Genomic DNA, 17583 nt, shown 5'->3' with positions numbered 1-17583 from the left:
TCCTTCAGGGGCGCTGCCGGATCAGCAGGTAGAGGAAAAAGGGCGCCCCCAGGGCGGCGACGAAGATGCCGGCCGGCAGATCCAGGGGCAGGAACAGGGTACGACCCAGGAGGTCGGCGAGCATCACCAGCAGCGCTCCCACCAGGGCGCCCATCAGCGCCTGACCGGCGAAACCACTGGGCAGCAGGCGCCGGGCGATATGGGGCGCGATGAGGCCGACGAAGGCGATGGCGCCCCCCCAGGCGATGGCCACCCCGGCCAGGGCCACGGCCAGCGCCAGCAAGGCCGCGCGTTGCCGCTGCAGGCGCACGCCGAGGCCGCGGGCCAGGTCGTCGTCGAGTTGCGCCAGCACGGCGTGTCGCGCCAGGACCGCCAGCGGCAGCGACAGGCCCAGCCACCACAGCCCCAGGGCGCGCACCTCCGGCCAGCTGGCGCCATAGACGCTGCCGGTCAGCCAGACATAGGCGGACAGCGTGGTGGTCAGCGGGCTGAACACCAGCAGGAAGGTGGTGGCCGCGGCGAGCATGGCCGATACCCCTACCCCTACCAGCACCAGGCGCAACGGCGAGGCGCCGTGATTCCAGGCCAGGCCATAGACCAGCAGCGCCGCCAGGCCCGCGCCGAGCATAGCGGCCAGCGGCAGGCCATGCGGCCCCAGGCTCCCGGCCAGGACCGCCAGATAGCAGACCGCCCCGGCGCTGGCGCCACTGGTGATGCCCAGCAGGTCCGGCGAGGCCAGGGGATTGCGCACCTGGCCCTGCAGCAGCAGGCCGGACACCGCCAGGGCGCTGCCGACCAGCGCCGCCAGCAATGCCCGTGGCAGGCGCAGCTGGGTGACGATGAAACCCAGGCCGCCGCCCTGCCGTTCCACCAGCGCGGCGAACACCTGGGTGGGCGTCAACCAGACCTTGCCCAGGCAGAGGCACAGCAGCAAGGCCGTCAGGGCCACCAGCGCGGCGACGGCCAGCCGCACTAGGGTGGCCGGGGCCAGGCGCCGGGAGAAACGGCCGAGCCGCCAGACGATCTCAGCGGCCATGGCGGCCTCCCCGGCGCGCGAGATGGATGAAGAACGGCCCGCCGAACAGGGCGGTCATGATGCCCACGGGCACCTCCTGGGGCAGGATCACCACTCGCGCCAGGCTGTCGGCCAGCACCAGCAGCAGGGCCCCGCCCAGTGCGCAACCGGGGATCAGCCAGCGATGCTCGTTTCGCGCGCGGGCCAACAGCCCGCGCACCAGGTGCGGCACCATCAGGCCGATGAAGCCGATGTTGCCGGCCAGGGCCACGGCGCTGCCGGCCAGGCAGATTACCAGCACCCCGGCCAGCAGCCGGATCAGTCCGATGTTCTGGCCCAGGCCACGGGCCAGGTCGTCACCGGCGACCAGCACATCCAGCTGCCCGGCCAGGACCATGGCGGCGGCCAGGGCCAGCAGGCTGAACACCAGCAGGGGCGCAGCGGTGGCCAGGTTGCGCTCAGCCACCGAACCGGCCAGCCAAAACAGCACGCTGTCCAGGCCTTCCTGGTTGATCACCAGCAGCGCCTGGCTGAAGGCGGTGAACAGCGCCGCCAGGGCGGCACCCGCCAGCACGATGCGCAGCGGCGTCAGGCGCGCCTGGCCCCGGTTGCCCAGGATCCACACCAGGGTGCCGGCCACCGCCGCGCCCAGCAGCGCGCAGAGCACCCAGCCTTCCGTGCTGGACAGCCCCAGCAGGGTGATGCCCAGCACCAGGGCGAAGGTAGCCCCGGCGTTGATGCCGAACAGCCCCGGCGAAGCCAGGGGATTACGGGTCATGGCCTGCATCAGGGCACCGGCCACCGCCAGGTTGGCACCCACCACCAGCGCGACCAGCAGCCGCGTCAGGCGCGTGGTGTTGACCAGGGTCGCCTCCAGCGCCAGCGAAGGATCCTGCACCAGCGCCGCCACCACGCTGGTAGGCGCGATCCAGCGCGCACCGACCGAGAGGCTCAGCACGGCGGTCAGCGCCAGGGCCAGCGCGAGCAGCAGTAATCTGAAGGGTGCGCTCATGCGGCCCCCTGGGTGGCCAGAACGCGCTCGATGTCGTCCAGCAGCCGATTGGCCGCGAGAATGCCGCCGCCCAGACTCCAGGCCACCCCGTCGACCCGCCAGACCTGCCCGCGCCGGGGGGCGCCCAGACGTTGCCAGAGCGGGTGTTCGAGCAGACTGGCGTAGTTGCGCTGCACCGCGGCCTGGTCGGCGCGCAGGAAGACGAAGAAGACCTCGGCGTCCACCACCGGCAGGCTTTCCCGCGAGGTCAGCTTGATCGAGGGCGCGGCGCTGCCCTGGCTGGCCGCCGGCCAGGCGAAGCCCAGTTCGCTGAGTACCCGCCCGGCGAAGCTGTCGGGCAGGTAGCTGCGCAGGTGATCGGCGCGCACGTCCAGTACGGCCACCGTCGGCGGCCACTGGGCCCCGTAATGCCGTTGCAGCGCCTCGCGCAGACGGGCGATGCGCGCCTGCCAGGCCTGCAGCAGGGCCGTGGCGTCCGCTTCACGTCCCGCGGCGGTGCCCAGGGCCAGCAGGGTCTGCTTGAATTCGAAGACCTCCTCCAGCATCACCACCGGGCACAGCTGCTGCAGCACCGGTGCGATCCGGCCATGGCGAAAGCGCGAAGCGACGATCAGCTCCGGCGCCAGCAGCGCCAGGTCCTCCAGGCTCGGCTGGGTTTCCAGACCCAGCGAGGGCACCCCCGCCAGCGCCGGGCGCAGGTAGCGATAGACGGGTTTCTCGCTCCAGGACTCGACCACCCCGCAAGGCCTGAGCCCCAGGGCCACGGCGCTGTCGGTGGCGCCCTGGAACAGCGTGGCCACCCGCGTGGACTGCGCCCGGGCGACGCCCGGCGGCAGCGCCAGGCCGGTGGCGAGCACGCCGCCGAGCCCGAGCAGCCGGCGGCGGGTCATGACGGAGGAAACACTAGCGGGCATGGCTCACCTGAAGAAAGGGATTGACCACCCTGCCCTTGCCGAACGGCATGCTGCCGGGCCCACCGGCCCGCTCGATCATCGGGCGCAGCAGCCATTTCTGCGGCCAGTCCGGTGCCTCGAACAGCGTTTCCCGGAGCAGCGCCCGGGCCTCGGCGTCGAAGTCCAGGGCCGTGATGCGCTCTTCCAGTACCTCGCGCAGCAGCGTCCAGGCAGCGGTGAGCGGGACAGCGTAGCAGTTCGCGACGGTCTCGAAGATGGCCCTGAGGTTGACCTGGATGCCCAGGGTCTGGAACCAGAACAGCAGGTCGCGCGGATGTTCGTGATAGAGCGTCTGGGCATGGCCGGGCTTGATCCGGTAGTGCGGGTCGGCCAGCCCCTGGCGCTCCAGCCAGGGCACGTACAGGCGCAGGGAGTCGTGGTCGCGCAGCAGCAGGCCCTGGAGGCGTCCGGCGCGCCAGACCAGCACGGCGTTCTGCCCGTGCACCTCGCCGAGCAGGCCGAGGCGGAACAGGCGCAGGTTGAGATCGATGAAGCTGTGGCACAGCTCACCCAGCAACAGCAGGACATTGGCCGGGGTCGGTGCCAGCGCCTGGGCCGCCAGCCAGTCGTCGAAGAAATGCCGGCGACTGCCCGGCAGCAGGGTGCCGAGCGCGGCCATGGGCAGCAGGCGGCAGTCGGGATCGGCCAGCAGCGCCGCGGGATAGCCGCGCACCATGGCCGAGAGATGCCGCGGCGCCTCGTCGAACAGGGTCGCCGCCGGCGGCATGAAGGCCCACCAGCGCGACTCGTCGCACAGGTGCAGGCTGTCCGCGAGCACCGGGTCCAGGGCCCGCGCCTGGCGCAGCAGGGCCTCGCTGCGCGAGCCGTTGATCATCTTCACCGCCGGCAGGTAGCGCGAGGCGCCCAGGGAATGCACCGCCATGGGCAATTTGAGCTGGGCCACGCCCGCGCCCTCCTCCATGAGCATGGATCTCAGCGACGAGGTGGCGTGGCAGCGTGCGCCGGCGAAGTCCAGGTGCTGGCAGACGCCGCTGGCGAAGGCTTCGTCCAGCCGCCCCGGCAGTCCCTCAGCGAGTTGCCAGGGGTGTACCGGCAGCGCCAAATGACTCTCGGCCAGGCCGCGCTGCTGCAATTCGGCCTGCAACTCGACCAGCGCCGCTGGGGTCAGCAGGTCGGCTGCCGGCCCCTGGCCGTCCGCCGCCACGCCCTCTCCGCACAGCAGCTGATCGCGGCGCACCGCGACCCAGGCCAGGCGCACGGGTTGGCCGAATTCGGCCTGATAGGCCTGGTAGTCGGCGTCGCTCAGCCCCAGCTTGGCCTTGGCCAGGGGGTGATAGGGTCGATCCCGCAGGGCGGCCCAGCGCTCCAGTTGCAGGAAGGCGGCCTGGCCGTCGCCTTCCAGCAGCGGACCCGGGACCAGGGGCTGCGCCTGCGACAGCCGGGTCTGCCGCAGGCTGGTGGCCAGGGTCTCGCGCAACAGCGCGATGCCCCGCGCCTGCTCCGGATCGGCCGCCGCCTCGGCGAACACCAGGGTGACGAAGGCATCCGGCGTGAGGGTGCTCCAGGCGTCGCCCTGGCGCGCCAGGATCGGCGCACCGGGCACCTTTACCCAGGCCTGGGTGATGCCCGGGCGCACGCGCGCGGCGATGAAACGCTGCTCGCGGGGATCGCAGCAGCACTCCCAGAGGCGCTCCTCCGGGGCCGCTGGTTGCAGGGTGGCGGGATGTTCCGCGGGCGCGGCTGCCAGGGTCACGGCCATGGGGGCGAAGACGTCTTCGGCCAGCAGGCAGTCGAACAGGTCCTGCAGGATCAGGTCGGTGGCGAGGGTCTGGGCGTTCATGGGGATTCTCCGCAGGAATGGGCGGTCAGGCGGGCCTGCAGGGCCCGGAAGGCGATGCCGCGCTCGTCGCCGAGCACGAAGGTGGTGACGCCCCGGGCGCGCCAGAGGTCGAGGTCCTCCGGCTGCCGGGGGATGGCGCAGTAGGGGGTGCCCTGGCGCTGGGCGGCGGCCCAGGTCTGGCGCAGGGCCTCCTGCACCTCGGGATCGGCGATGCGCCAGGGGCGGCCAAGGGATTGCGACAGGTCCGCCGCCCCTTCGAGCAGCAGGTCCACCCCGGGCACCGCGGCGATCTCCGCCGCCCGGGCTACGCCGGTGGCGTTCTCGATCATGGCGACCACCAGGATCTGCGCATTGGCGCGAGTCACATAGTCGGCCAGGCTGGCTTTGCCGAAGGAGCCCGGACGGCCTGCATTGAGGCTGCGCTCGCCCTCCGGGTGGTACTTGCAGGCGCGCACCGCAGCGGCCAGCACCGCCGGGTCATCCACGCAGGGCAGCACGATCCCCTGGGCCCCGGCATCGAGCAGGCGCAAGAGGCGCTTGGGCTCGGCGTCCGGCACCCGCACCAGCGGCGTGAGGTCGTAGCTCTCGGCGGTGCGGATCATGTTCTCCAGGGTTTCCGGATTGATCAGCACGTGCTCCAGGTCGATGATCACGAAGTCGTAGCCGGCTTCGGCGATCAGCTCGATGCTGGCGGGCGTGGGCAACGAGGCGAACAGGCCGTGGCTGGGCGTGCCGGCCGCCAGGGCGGCCTTGAGTCGGTTGCGCCTCAGCATGCGACGGGCCGGTAGGGATGCAGGGGGTTGGCCACCGCCTTGAAGCGCCGCTCGCCATCGCCCAGCAGGCGCCGCTTGGTCAGCTCCTCCACCTCGAAGGTGGGAGCGAAGACGTCGAACAGCGCATAGCGCTCCCGGTGCTGGGGATGGGCACGCTGGTAGTCGAGGATGACCGCGGCGGTCGCCTGCCAGAAGTCGGCCTCGGCCAGGGCGAAGTGCTGGCGCAGAAACACCGCCAGCTCGCCCAGGGCGATGAAGAAGAAGGCATCGCAGGTGAAGTCGCGTACCGCGTCCACGTCCTCGGTGAGGATGAAGGAGTTGCGGTTGATTCGCGCGTGGCTCGCCGGCACGGGCGCAAGGGTCGGGCGCAGCTCCGGACGCGCCAGGTGGCGCTCGGCATAGCGTACGCCGTCGTGGAAGTCCTTGAGGGCGATGCGCAGCGGCCAGCCGTCGCGGTGGATCAGCACGATGTTCTGGCCATGGGACTCCATGCCGATGCCTTCGGCGTGGAGCATGTGCATGAGCGGCGTCACCGTGACCTTGAGCAACTGCCGCAGCCAGGCGTCCAGGCCGTGGCGCTCGATCCAGGCGGCGACGAAGGGCCATGGCGCGCCCTGGCCGTAGCGATTCTCCACCTGGGTCAGGCCGTTGAAGGGTATCGCCTGTTCATCCGCGCGCAGATAGGCATGGATGCTCTCGCGCCAGACGGCGCCAAGGGTGCCGTAGACCTGCCCCGCGCGGCTGACCGGCAGCGTGCGACTGTCGTAGGCGACGCCCGCGACCTCGCCGAGCACCACGAAGTCCAGATCCCGGGCCGTGGCATCGGTTGCGATCAGGCGCTGCAGCCAGTCGGTGATAATCGGGCCGTTGAGCACCGTGTGGCGCGCCAGGATGCGGGTGCTGGAGGTGTTGGTCAGGCACATCGCCAGCTTGACGTAGGGCCGCTCGGGCGCGCTGCGATTGGCCAGGGTGCGGATGGACTGCTGGGCCACGTACTGGTCGCGAGAGGTGCCCAGGTAGAGCAACTCGCCGCTTACCAGTTCGGGCTGGAACAGCGCGGCCAGGTGCTGCTCCCACTGCCAGGGATGCACCGGGATCAACTGATAGTCGTCCAACGCCCTACCCTGTTCGCGCCACTCGGCGGCCAGGGCCGCCCAGCGCTGGGCGCCGAATTCCTCGGCGATGAAGGCCGGGAAGTCCAGGCGGCCGGAGTGCCCCACCGAGGCCCGCGCGCGCGCCAGGGCCAGCCAGACCAGCTGGATCGGCTCGCCGAATTCCGGTCCGTAGCGGCGATTCTCCGCCAGGGAAAAGCCGATGCGCGACTTGTAGCAGGGGTGGTAGCCATGGGCGTCCATGAAGTGCCGCTCCAGCGCGTCCACGTCCAGCTCGTGCGCCGGGCGTTCAGGACGATAATCCTGACGGCGCGACTGCAGGTCCTTGAGCAGCGTCTGCTCCAGCTCCTGGACGAAACGCGGCCACAGCGGCGAATCGCTCTGCTCGCCGAGCAATTCGGCCAGGGTCTCGTGCAGCGTCGGCGCGCGGCTCCCCTTATCGTCCTGGCGCACCAGGCGCTGCGGATCCAGGCGGATCAGGCCGAAGCTGGCATCTGCGGGCGCATAGCCCAGGTACTGCACCGGTGTGCCATCGGCGGCGGTACCGGCCAGGCGATACGCTGCCAGACCCTCGGCCACCGGCTGTACCTCGGCCCTGAGCACCTCTTCGTAGATCAGCGTCTGCAGCAACTGCGCCACCACGCGCTGCTCGACCTGGCGATAGAGGGCGGCGTCGGCGGGCGACGGCCAGGGCTGCGCGGGAAGTGAAAGCTGAGCGGTCATGAGTACCTCCGAACGGAAAGGGATTGGGCGGCGGGAAAGCGCCAGGCCCAGGGCAGTGCCAGCAGGATGAACAGACCGGTGGCGATGAAGGCGTCCTGGATGGCGACGCCGGTGGCGGCCTGGCGCGGGCCCCAGCCGGCCGCGCCGCCCAGGCGCAGTTCCAGCCACAGGGAGGCGGCCACCACGGCCACCGAGGACACCAGGCGCCGGGCGATGTTGTTCATGGCCGCGCCCTGGGTGACCTGGGCATCCGGCAGGGTATTGAGGCCGGCGGTGGTGGCCGGCATGTAGGACAGCCCCAGGCCGATGCCGCGCAGCACCATCAGCGCGCAGATCCAGGCCAGCCCGGCATGGCTGCCGACCACGCCCAGGGCCAGGGTGGCCAGGCCGCTGAGCGCCAGGCCGGTAGCGATCACGCCACGGGGTCCGCGGCGGTCGAGCAGGCGGCCACCGACCTGACCGAACAGCGCCGCCGCCAGCGCCGTGCAGAGCAGGGCCAGGCCGGTCCAGAGCGCGCTGTGGCCCAGCACCAGCTGGATCAGCAGCGGCAGCAGCACCAGGCATTCGAACATGCCCACCGCCTGGACCACGGCGATGATGACGCTGGCCCGGTAGCCGCGCAGGGCGAACAGGCGCAGCGGCAGCAGCGGATGGCTGCGCCGCAGTTGCAGCCGGACGAAGGCCTGCAGACACAGGAATCCGGCCGCCAGGGCCAGCAGATTGAGGGGTTCGCCCAGCGCCGTCAGCTCGCGCAGCCGGCCGAGGGTCACCAGCAGCAGCCCCAGGCCACTGGCGATCAGCAGGTAGCCGGCCAGGTCGAAGGGCCTGTGTTCGCGAGGACCATCCGCGGGCAGCACCACCTGCCCCATGGCCAGGGCCAGCAGGCCCACCGGGACGTTGAGCAGGAACAGGGCGCGCCAGTCGAACACCTCCAGCAGCAGGCTACCGCACAGCGGACCCACTGCCGGCGCCAGCATCACCGCCCCACCCCACCAGCCGGTCACCCGCCCGCGCTCCTCCCTGGGATAGACGGAAAAGATGATGCCCAGCGCCAGGGGAATCATCAGGCCGCTGGCCACCCCCTGGACCATCCGCGCCAGCAGCACGCCGGCGATGGAATCGGCCAGGGCGCCCAGCGCCGAACCGGCGATGAAGGCCAGCAGCCCGAGGCGATAGAGCCGCCGCCGCCCGAGGCGCTCGGCCAGAAAGCCGGTCAGCGGCATGGTGATGCCCATGGCGACCATGAAGCCGGCGACGATCCAGCTGGCCAGCAGCGGACCCAGGTCGAAGGCGGCGATGAAGGCCGGCAGGGCCGGGTTGAGCGCGGTATTGGCCAGGCTGACGGTGACCGTGCCGAGCAGCACGTTCACCGCCACCCAGACCCGCGGGATCGCCACGCTCACGCCGAGGTACTCCCGTTCCCGTCGAGGAACAGCTGCCGCGGGCGCGGATGGCAGAGGAAATCCGCGTGGGAGATGTTGTAGCCATAGGCGCCGGCCAGGGGCAGCACCAGCAGGTCGCCCACCCCTACCTCACCCAGCGGCTGGCCGCGGCTGAGGATGTCCTTGGGGGTACAGAGCTGGCCCACCACCGTCCAGGCCTTGCCCCCGGTCGCCGCCGCCCGCGCTTCGCGGGGCAGGTGCAGCACCGGGTGATCGTGCCCCTGGGCCACCGGCAGGCGGAACTGGTGGGTCCCGCCGCGGCAGACCAGGAAGTGCTGGCCATGACTGGTCTTGGTATCCAGCACTTCCACGGCGTAGTAGCCGCAGAAGGCCGCGAGGAAACGGCCCGGTTCGAAGCGGATCAGCGGCGGCTGCGCCTGGGCGGCCAGACGGGCGCGCAGGTGCGCGCACAGCCGCGCCCAGTCGAATCGCCGACCTTCACGGTAATCCACTCCGATGCCGCCACCGACGTTGAGTCGCACCAGGTTCTCCGGGCGCCGGGCCAGGCCGCGCCAGTGCGGCCAGCGCTCCAGGTAGAAGTCCAGCAGATGCAGATGGCGCTCGACCGAGTGCTGGTGCGACAGGGCATGCACATGGAAGCCCTGCAGCTGCAGGTGGCTGGCCGCTTCTACCGCCGCCACCGCGGTGGGCAGGTCGGCCTCGTCGAAGCCGAAGGGTGTCGCCGTGCCGGCCATGGCCAGGGTACTGGTCAGCCCGGATGGCAATTGCGGATTGATGCGGATGTACACCGGCTGTAGCCGTCCCAGGGAGCGGGCCAGCCGTTGCAGGCGCTGGATCTCGCCGAGGCTCTCCAGGTGGATGGCTTCGACCCCGGCGCTCAGGGCGGTGCGCAGGTCGGAATCCAGCTTGCCGGGACCGGAGAAAATGAATGGCTTGCGCCGCGGGCAGGCGGCCAGGCGATCGATCTCGCCACCGGAAGAGATCTCGAAACCGTGCACCAGCGGCGCCAGGGCCGTCAGGATCGGCGCCTCGCTGTTGGCCTTGATGGCGTAATACAGCTCCACGCCGGGGGGCAATTCGGCCATCAGCGCGGCGACGTGCCGGCGCAGGGCATCGAGGTCGTAGACGAAGGCCGCCAGGGGATCGCTGGACTGCGCCTGGGCCTCCACCAGGGCGGCGCGGACCGCGGCCGGTAGCTCACCCATGACGCACCTCCGCGCCCCAGGGGCACGCCAACTGCACGTAGCCGGCCTGGCGATCGGCCTGGGCGGCGAGGCGCACCTTGAGATTGGTCTTGCAGGGAATCGGCTGGCCGGCGATCAGCGCATCCAGCTCGGGCGCGGCACGTTGCAGGTCCCGGCGGATGGCGATCAGCTCGGCTTCCACCTGCTGCCACAGGCGCGGCGCCAGGTGCGGACGCTCCCAGCTCAGCGCCAGTACCGCCTCGGCGAGGTTGTTGACGAACAGGCAGTAGGCGATGCGCCGCCAGCCCTGGTCGCGGCTGTAGAGCAACGACTGGCGCACCCGGGGATGGACGTGGGCGTCCAGCGCCTCGGCGCCGAGGGTATCGGTCAGCTTGATGCCTTCGAAGTCGCGCAGCAGCAGCCGGACGGGCCGGCCATTGTCATGCACCAGCACGCAATTCTGCAGGTGCGGCTCCAGCACCACCCCGTGCTCGAAGAACAGTCGCAGCACCGGCCCCAGCAACAGCCGCTGGTAATCCTGGAACCACGCCAGCCGCGCCTGATCGCTCGGCTGCCGACCGTCGCAGCGGCTGAGGAAGTCCTGCAGCAGCGGCTGCAGGCGGGTGTCGCGGGCGAACAGGGTGCCGGCCAGCAGGCAGCAGTCGGCGCCATGCTCCAGGCAGAAATTCTCGCGCAGGATGGCGCCGGTCTGCTCGCGGAACCAGCGCTCGTCCTCGGCACTGGCGGCCAGTGGTGCCCAGCTCAGGGCACCCGGCTCGCGCACCATGTCCAGGCCCGCCACTCGCCCCTGCAGGCGCTGCATGAGGCGATCGACGATCAGGGTGCTTTGCAGTTCGTACCAGGCGTTCTTGCGCACGCAATTGGTGATGCGCACGTTCAGCGAGCCCTTGATGAAGAAGGCATGACCTGGGCGGTACCAGGTGCGCATGGAGGCGGTGGGACTGGCCAGGGCGCCGCTGGCCCCAAGGTCACGGATCATCCCCTCGCTGACCAGCGCCCGGACCCGCGGATCGCCGAGGAACAGCTGCGCCTGGACCGGGTGCAGCACGATCCGCGCCCGCTCCGGGGCGGCCTGCGCCTGGTCCACGAAGCCCTGCAGCACCTGGGCATCGCTCAGGCCGTTGCCAGCCACCTGCAAGCCGGCGCGGGGCACCTCCAGCACGTGCATGGGGGTGCTGGTGTGCAACTCCGGTGCATAGGCCTCGGCCGGCAGAGGCTCCGGCCAGCGCCGCGCCTTGGGTGCCGGGTGATTGGGATGGCCGAACCACAAACCCTGCTCGCTGGCCAGGTAGTCGCTTAGCGGAGCGGGATGTCGCGTGACCTGCACGTGGTCGACGATGGCCGCGGTCAGGCGCTGACTCTGCAGGACCTGCTGCAGCAACTCGCCGTTGTGGGCGCCGGCGAGTTCTTCGCAGGACTCCAGCAGATAATCGATGAAGGCGGGAAAGTCCGGGCAATACCAGGGCTGGTCACCGCGTCTTACATAGATATCGGATAGATAACGCTGGCTGCCGAGTTCATCCTGTCGATCGACGACCAGAAAGAACTGGCGGTCTCCAGGAAAGTTGATCAGCAAGGGGACGCCGCCGTCTTGCAACCAACTCAGATAGTTGGCCGGTGCTATACCGCGCCGATCTTCCGGCCAATTATAAGTCAGGCACTTTTCCGGCAGCGCGAATTCCTTGATGAGGCAATTCATCAGGGCATGGGAAGACGCCAGCTCGCTGACGATGCGGGAAAGCAGCGTGGATTCGAAAGAGGTCATGGCAGGGTCCAGGAGGTTGGGCGTCGCGGGGAGCGATCCGGTGTCACGGCACTCGACGGGTGCCTTGCGCTCAGCCACGGGGCTCGGCCAGCGCCGCCACGAGGGCCGCCTCCAGGCGTTCTAGCAGCAGCAGGCAGTGGTTTTCCTGCAGGATCAGCGGGGGCAGCAGCCGCACCACGTTGCCGTCGCGGCCGCCGCGTTCGAGCAGCAGTCCCTGGGCGAAACAGTGGCGCTGGATGGCCGCCGCCAGGGCGGGATCGGCAGGCAGGCTGCCGAGCGAATCCGCTTCGCCACCCGCGGCGACGATCTCCAGGCCCAGCATCAGGCCCAGGCCACGGACATTGCCGATGGCGGGGAAACGTTCGCGCAGCCGCTCCAGATGACGTTTGAGCCAGCCACCGAGCTGGCCCGCATGGCTGACCAGGCCTTCGCGCTCGATGACCTCCAGGGTGGCCAGCCCCGTGGCCATCGCCAGCTGGTTGCCGCGGAAGGTGCCGGTATGGCCACCGGGTTCCCAGGCATCGAATTCGCGCCGAATCGCCAGCAAGGCCAGCGGCAGGCCACCGCCCACGGCCTTGGACAGCACCAGGATGTCCGGCTCGATGCCGGCATGCTGGCAGGCAAACAGCTCGCCGGTGCGACCGAAGCCGGTCTGGACCTCGTCGACGATGAGCAGGATGCCGTGCGCCCGGGTGATCTGGCGCAGGGTCCGCAACCACTCCAGCGGCGCCGGATTGACGCCGCCCTCCCCCTGGACCGCCTCGACGATCACCGCCGCCGGCCGGCAGACGCCGCTTTCCACGTCGCCGAAGAAGCGTTCCAGATAACGCGCCAGGGCCGCGGCGCCCTGCTCGCCGCCCAGTCCCAGCGGGCAGCGGTACTCATGGGGATAGGGCAGGAATTGCACCCCGGGCATCAGCCCCGTCACGCCCTGCTTGGGCGCGAGATTGCCGGTCACGGCCAGGGCGCCATGGGTCATGCCGTGGTAGCCGCCGGAGAAGGCCACCACGTTGCTGTGCCCGGTGACCTTCTTGGCCAGCTTCAGCGCCGCTTCGACCGCATCGGCGCCAGATGGCCCGCAGAATTGCAGACAGTAGTCTTCTGCCCGCCCCGGCAGCAGGCCCAGCAGGCGCTCGCTGAAGGCGTCCTTGAGCGGCGTGGTGAGGTCCAGGCTGTGCATGGGCAGGCCGCTACCGAGAAAATCGGTGATGGCCGCGGTGACCGCCGGATGGTTGTGGCCCAGCGCCAGGGTGCCGGCCCCGGCCAGGCAATCCAGGTAGGTCTTGCCTTCGACGTCGGTCACCCAGACACCGGCGGCCTTGCCGATAGCCAGCGGCAGCTTGCGCGGATAGCTGCGGACATTTGATTCGAAGCGCGCCTGGCGAGTGAGAAAGAAGGCGTTGTCGGCTAATGCGGTATCGCGACTGAGGGATGGTTGAAGCATGGCGTCAGACCTCGGGACGTTTATCTTCGGTAACGATAATCAGTTTCATTCTCATCCTTCAACCGCTATTCCCGTCAATAGTCCAGTCTTTGAACTCGCCCAACTTTGGCCAATGTGCGGACGACAGGAAGCCCGAACTTACTACAGTCCGTTATTTAAATAGCTCGGCGATAAGCTTGATGAGAATCTTGTTTCAGCTATATCCGCATGGCACTCCTGTCGATGGATAACGAACTTCAACCGAATAACGCAGCACCGTTTCCCCCGTAATTAACGGCTCATGAAATCTGCGGCTGCGCAGGACTGCACGAGCCTTGCGCAGCAGCGGGCTCCGGCGGCGTCAGAACGCCAGGGTGGTGGAGAAGACGAAGGTCCGCGGCGTGGAGATCGTCAGGCCGGGTTCGCTGTCGTCGGAGGCGCCGGCGGAGGCCCAGTAGCGCTCGTTCATCACGTTCTCCACCGAGGCCCTCAAGGTCACGCGGGTGGCGTCGACCTTGAAGGCGTAGCGCGCGCCCACGTCGAAGCGATGCCAGGCATCGATTTCCTTGCTGTTGGCCTGATCCAGATACTGGGAGCTGGTGTAGATCCCCCGTCCGGTCAGGGTCAGGCCGGGCACCGCCGGGATGTCCAGTTCGGCGCCGAGGTTGGCATTGAGCTTGGGCGTGGCCGGGGCGCGATTGCCGTCGAAGGTGCCACCCACGGTGTCCCTGAGTTCGCTGTCGATGTACATCAGGCCGCCCAGCACGCGGAAGCCGGCCAGCGGCTCGCCGAACACGCTCAGCTCCGCCCCGTCGTTGACCCGCTTGCCGTTGGGACCGAAGGTACGGCTGGTGGCGTTGGTCTCGTAGGCCGGCTGCTTGATGCGGAAGGCACTCGCGGTCACGGCCACGGCACCGAAGTCGTACTTGGCGCCCACCTCCGCCTGGCGGCTGATGAAGGGCGGGAAGATCTCGTCCTCGTTCAGCGCGGTGGACGGCGCGATCTTGCCCTGGCTGAGGCCTTCCATGTAGTTGGCATAGAGCGACAGGCGCTCGGTGGCCTTGAACAGCACCCCCGCCGAGGGCGAGACCTTTTCCTCGTCGTAGGCGGTGGTTTGCTTCACCCCATCGGACCAGTCGTCCACCTTGACCCGCTGCCAGCGGGCGCCGAGGGTGACCAGCAGGCGGTCGTCGAAGAAGCCCAGGGTATCGGCCAGGGCCACGCCACTGAAGCGGTTCTCGGTGTAGTCCTTGGCATCGGACCGGGTGCGCACGCCCGGCGCGGGCAGGTCGCGGGGCGCATAGAGGTTGCTCGCCCCGCTGGCATAGCGCCCGCCACCGTTCTCGAAGTCCATGTAGAAGTAGTCGGCGCTGACATTGAGCTCGTGGCTGACCGGCCCGGTCTGCAGCCATTTGCGCGCGCCCACGTTGGCGGTGCGGACGTTCTCGTCGCGGGTGAAGTCGCGCGGCTGGACGGTGAAATCGCCGGCGTCGTTGGTGAGGGAAACGTTGTGGCGCAGAAAATCGTGATCGCTGCGGCGCGCGCCCACGGCGCCATAGACCATCAGCGAATCGTCGACGTCGAATTCGCCACGCAGGGCGCCGAAGGTGTCCCTGGTCTGGGCGCGGGTCCAGCGCTGGGCATAGTTGTGGCGCACCTCGTCGGCATCGGGCACCCGGGCATTGGCGCCGACCAGCACCCGCTCCTGGGGCGCATCGGTGTCGCGCTCGGTGTGGCCGAGATCGAGGCCCAGGCGCAGGCGTTCCACGCGATAGTCCAGACCGAGCACACCCATCTGCCGGTCGACGCGCTGATGATCCCAGGTGGTGTCGCCGGATTGCTTGACGCCGTTGAAGCGCATCCCGAAGCGATTGTCCTCGCCGAAGCGACGACCTATGTCCACCGCGCCGCCCACCTGGCTGTCGGAGGCATAGCTGCCGGTGATTTCGGTGATGGGCTGGTCGGTGGCGCGCTTGGGCACCACGTTGATGCCCCCGCCGACGCTGCCGCGAGGCGAGATGCCGTTGAGCAGCTGGCTCGGCCCCTTGAGGATGTCGACCCGCTCGGCCATCTCCATGTCGATGGAATAGGTCGGCAGCACGCCATAGAGCCCGTTGTAGGCGACGTCGCTATTGAACAGGCTGAAACCGCGGATGGTGAACTGCTCGAAGCGACCACCCGATGGATTGGTGGAGCGCACCGAGGGATCGCTGGCGATCAGGTCGGTAAGGGTGCGGGCCTGGAGATTCTGTACGGTCTGGGCAGTGTAGGACGTCTGGCTGAAGGGCGTGTCCATGAAGTCGCGATTGCCCAGCAGCCCCTGGGAGCCTTGCCGCGCGACCTGGCCGCCGGCGTAGGGCGCGTCGTCCGCCTGCAGACTGGTGGCGACGATGGAGGTGCTGGCGAGTTCCTGGACGCCGCTGTCCTGCGGCGCGGGCGCCAGGGTGAAGTCACGCGCCCCCAGCGGTTGCAGCCGCAGCCCCGAGCCGGCCAGCAGGCGGCTGAAGCCCTCCTCCACGCCATAGTCGCCGTTGAGGCCGGCGCTGCTGCGCTTGCCCACCAGCCCCGGATCCACCGCCAGATTGACGCCGGATTCCGCGGCGAAGCGCGTCAGCGCCTGGGCGAGACTGCCGGCGGGAATCTCATAGTGCCGGCGGGCGGCCTCCTGCGCCCAGGCGGAACCCGCCCACCAGGGAGTACCACTCAACGCCACCAGCAAGCCCGTGCGCAGCAACGGACGCAATACCAACGCCACCATTGAATCCCCCTCCTTTGATTGTCCTATGCCGTTAATGACCGACGAGTACGGAAAAGGGGACAGGCTTTTTTCAGACGCTGACCGAGCGGGGTTTCAGGGTCACCCAGAAGCGGGTACGCCAGTGCACCTCCACCGGCAGCGTCGCGGCCAGCAGCGCGAGTACCCGGTCGGTATCGGCGAGCTGGAAACTGCCGGTGACCCTGAGGCTGGCGAGCGCGGGATCCCAGCGCAGCAGGCCCCGTCGATAGCGACCGAGTGCCTGCAGGAATTCGTCCAGTGGCTGGTCCTGGGCGATCAGCACGCCTTGGCGCCAGCTCAGCAGCGTCGCGGAAAACGGCTCGATGGCACCGATCCCCAGGGCACTGAGGCGCAATTGCTGGCCCTTGCCCAGTTCCAGCCCCGGGCCGCTCAGCGGCTGCACCCCCACGCTACCGCTGACCACGCGCACATCGCAGCCCTCGTCATCCTGCTGCACGCAGACCTCGGCCTGGCGCACCGTCAGGGCCCCGAAGCGGGTGTCCAGCGTCAGCGGCTGGGCTCCGGGCACCTGCAGCGAGAGCTCGCCTTGCACGAGGGTCAGCCGTCGCCGCGCTTGATCCAGGTTCACGGCGGTCGCCGTATTGAGTTGCAGCAGGCTGCCGTCGGCCAGGGTCAGGCTGCGGCGTTCGCCGGTGGCGGTGCCAAGATCGGCGGTCCAGGCGTCCAGTGGCACTTCCTGGGTCAACCACCATCCCGTCGGTACCACCAGCGCCAGGCCGAGCAATTGACGCAAGGCGGTACGCCGGCCGCGATCGACCGGTTGCAGACTGGCCATGGCCAGCCGCGACGGTACCGCGGCGAAGCGTTGCTGCAGCGCCAAGGCCGCCTGCCAGGCGCGCTCGTGCTCGGCATGAGCCTGACGCCAGGCCTGCAACTGCTGGTGTTCGCGCTCGCCAGCCGCGCCGGATTCCAGCAGTGCCAGCCAGCCCGCGGCCTCGCGGATCGCGGTCCGCCGCCGGTCCTGGGCGCCGCTCAGCACAGCTCCGCCAGCAGGCAATGCTCATAGGCCTGTGCCATGTATCTCTTCACCGTGCGCTCGGAGACCTGCAAGCGCTCGGCGATCTCGCGGTAGGTGAGGTCTTCGAGCTGGCTGAGCAGGAAGGCCTGGCGCACCGTGGCGGGCAGGCCGTCGAGCAGCTCATCGAGGGCCTGCAGGGTTTCCAGCAGGACCCAGCGTTGCTCGGGCGATGGCGCGCAGGCTTCGGGCAGCTCGGCCAGGGCATCGAGATAAGCCTGCTCCAGGCTGCGCCGGCGCTGGAAATTGATCAGCAGGCGCTTGCCGATGGTCACCAGATACGCCCGCGGCTCCTGCAGTTCGCCCAGCACCTCGGGGCTGCGCACCAGCCGTAGAAAGGCCTCCTGGCTGAGATCGGCCGCATCCCACTCGCTGCCCAGCCGCCGCCGTAACCAGGCCTGTAGCCAGCCGCTGTGGTCGCAATAGAGCCGATGAAGATGGCGTGAGGATGCGAGAGCCATATCACTCATGACGGGTGCTGCCTGCTCGATGATGCTTAGATGATATTGATTCTACTTTACAGTCTTAGGCACCGACCAGTCCCAGGCGCTCTAGACTGCCGCCTGATAGACAGATCAGGCCTGAT

General features: G+C 69.3%; 13 protein-coding genes. All 13 read right to left on the bottom strand.

The window, feature by feature from the left end; genetic code table 11:
• Window positions 1–4: 4 nt before the first annotated feature.
• The 13 genes from QE393_RS07860 to QE393_RS07800 all read right to left on the bottom strand — a co-directional run bounded on the left by QE393_RS07860 (window position 5) and on the right by QE393_RS07800 (window position 17467).
• Complete coding sequence (locus QE393_RS07860) at window positions 5–1036, bottom strand: iron ABC transporter permease (protein ID WP_310042879.1); 1032 nt, start codon at window positions 1034–1036, stop codon at window positions 5–7.
• The gene (locus tag QE393_RS07855) at window positions 1026–2027 is read right to left on the bottom strand and encodes an iron ABC transporter permease (protein WP_273807410.1); all 1002 of its coding nucleotides are present in this window, start codon (window positions 2025–2027) and stop codon (window positions 1026–1028) included. The genes QE393_RS07860 and QE393_RS07855 overlap by 11 nt, the downstream gene beginning before the upstream one ends.
• Window positions 2024–2941 (bottom strand): ABC transporter substrate-binding protein, encoded by a 918-nt coding sequence (locus tag QE393_RS07850; RefSeq protein WP_273807411.1) that lies wholly within the window; start codon window positions 2939–2941, stop codon window positions 2024–2026. The genes QE393_RS07855 and QE393_RS07850 overlap by 4 nt, the downstream gene beginning before the upstream one ends.
• Entirely contained in the window at window positions 2931–4781 is a 1851-nt protein-coding gene (locus tag QE393_RS07845) for an IucA/IucC family protein (protein ID WP_310042876.1), read from the bottom strand. The genes QE393_RS07850 and QE393_RS07845 overlap by 11 nt, the downstream gene beginning before the upstream one ends.
• On the bottom strand, window positions 4778–5554 hold the full coding sequence (locus QE393_RS07840) for an aldolase/citrate lyase family protein (protein WP_310042875.1): 777 nt from the start codon (window positions 5552–5554) through the stop codon (window positions 4778–4780). The genes QE393_RS07845 and QE393_RS07840 overlap by 4 nt, the downstream gene beginning before the upstream one ends.
• The gene (locus tag QE393_RS07835) at window positions 5548–7389 is read right to left on the bottom strand and encodes an IucA/IucC family protein (protein ID WP_310042874.1); all 1842 of its coding nucleotides are present in this window, start codon (window positions 7387–7389) and stop codon (window positions 5548–5550) included. The genes QE393_RS07840 and QE393_RS07835 overlap by 7 nt, the downstream gene beginning before the upstream one ends.
• Window positions 7386–8792 carry a DHA2 family efflux MFS transporter permease subunit gene (locus tag QE393_RS07830; RefSeq protein WP_310042873.1) on the bottom strand — a complete coding sequence of 469 codons (1407 nt, stop codon included), beginning with the start codon at window positions 8790–8792 and terminating at the stop codon, window positions 7386–7388. Before QE393_RS07830 ends, QE393_RS07835 begins: the two co-directional genes overlap by 4 nt.
• Window positions 8789–9997 (bottom strand): type III PLP-dependent enzyme, encoded by a 1209-nt coding sequence (locus tag QE393_RS07825; protein ID WP_273807416.1) that lies wholly within the window; start codon window positions 9995–9997, stop codon window positions 8789–8791. Before QE393_RS07825 ends, QE393_RS07830 begins: the two co-directional genes overlap by 4 nt.
• Window positions 9990–11762 carry an IucA/IucC family protein gene (locus QE393_RS07820; RefSeq protein WP_310042871.1) on the bottom strand — a complete coding sequence of 591 codons (1773 nt, stop codon included), beginning with the start codon at window positions 11760–11762 and terminating at the stop codon, window positions 9990–9992. The genes QE393_RS07825 and QE393_RS07820 overlap by 8 nt, the downstream gene beginning before the upstream one ends.
• Before the next feature lie 70 nt (window positions 11763–11832).
• The gene (locus QE393_RS07815; protein ID WP_310042869.1) at window positions 11833–13206 is read right to left on the bottom strand and encodes a diaminobutyrate--2-oxoglutarate transaminase; all 1374 of its coding nucleotides are present in this window, start codon (window positions 13204–13206) and stop codon (window positions 11833–11835) included.
• A gap of 340 nt (window positions 13207–13546) precedes the next feature.
• Window positions 13547–15943 (bottom strand): TonB-dependent receptor, encoded by a 2397-nt coding sequence (locus QE393_RS07810; RefSeq protein WP_310042868.1) that lies wholly within the window; start codon window positions 15941–15943, stop codon window positions 13547–13549.
• Window positions 15944–16013: 70 nt separating this feature from the next.
• Window positions 16014–16961, bottom strand: a complete 948-nt coding sequence (locus QE393_RS07805) for a FecR domain-containing protein (RefSeq protein WP_310042861.1) — start codon at window positions 16959–16961, stop codon at window positions 16014–16016.
• The gene (locus QE393_RS07800; RefSeq protein ID WP_310042859.1) at window positions 16955–17467 is read right to left on the bottom strand and encodes a sigma-70 family RNA polymerase sigma factor; all 513 of its coding nucleotides are present in this window, start codon (window positions 17465–17467) and stop codon (window positions 16955–16957) included. The genes QE393_RS07805 and QE393_RS07800 overlap by 7 nt, the downstream gene beginning before the upstream one ends.
• Window positions 17468–17583 lie beyond the last annotated feature (116 nt).

The organism is Pseudomonas sp. SORGH_AS_0211 (assembly GCF_031453455.1).
Classification (GTDB): domain Bacteria; phylum Pseudomonadota; class Gammaproteobacteria; order Pseudomonadales; family Pseudomonadaceae; genus Chryseomonas; species Chryseomonas aestiva.
The sequence above is the reverse complement of the archived record's forward strand: the minus strand, read 5'-3'. Positions and strand labels throughout refer to the sequence as shown.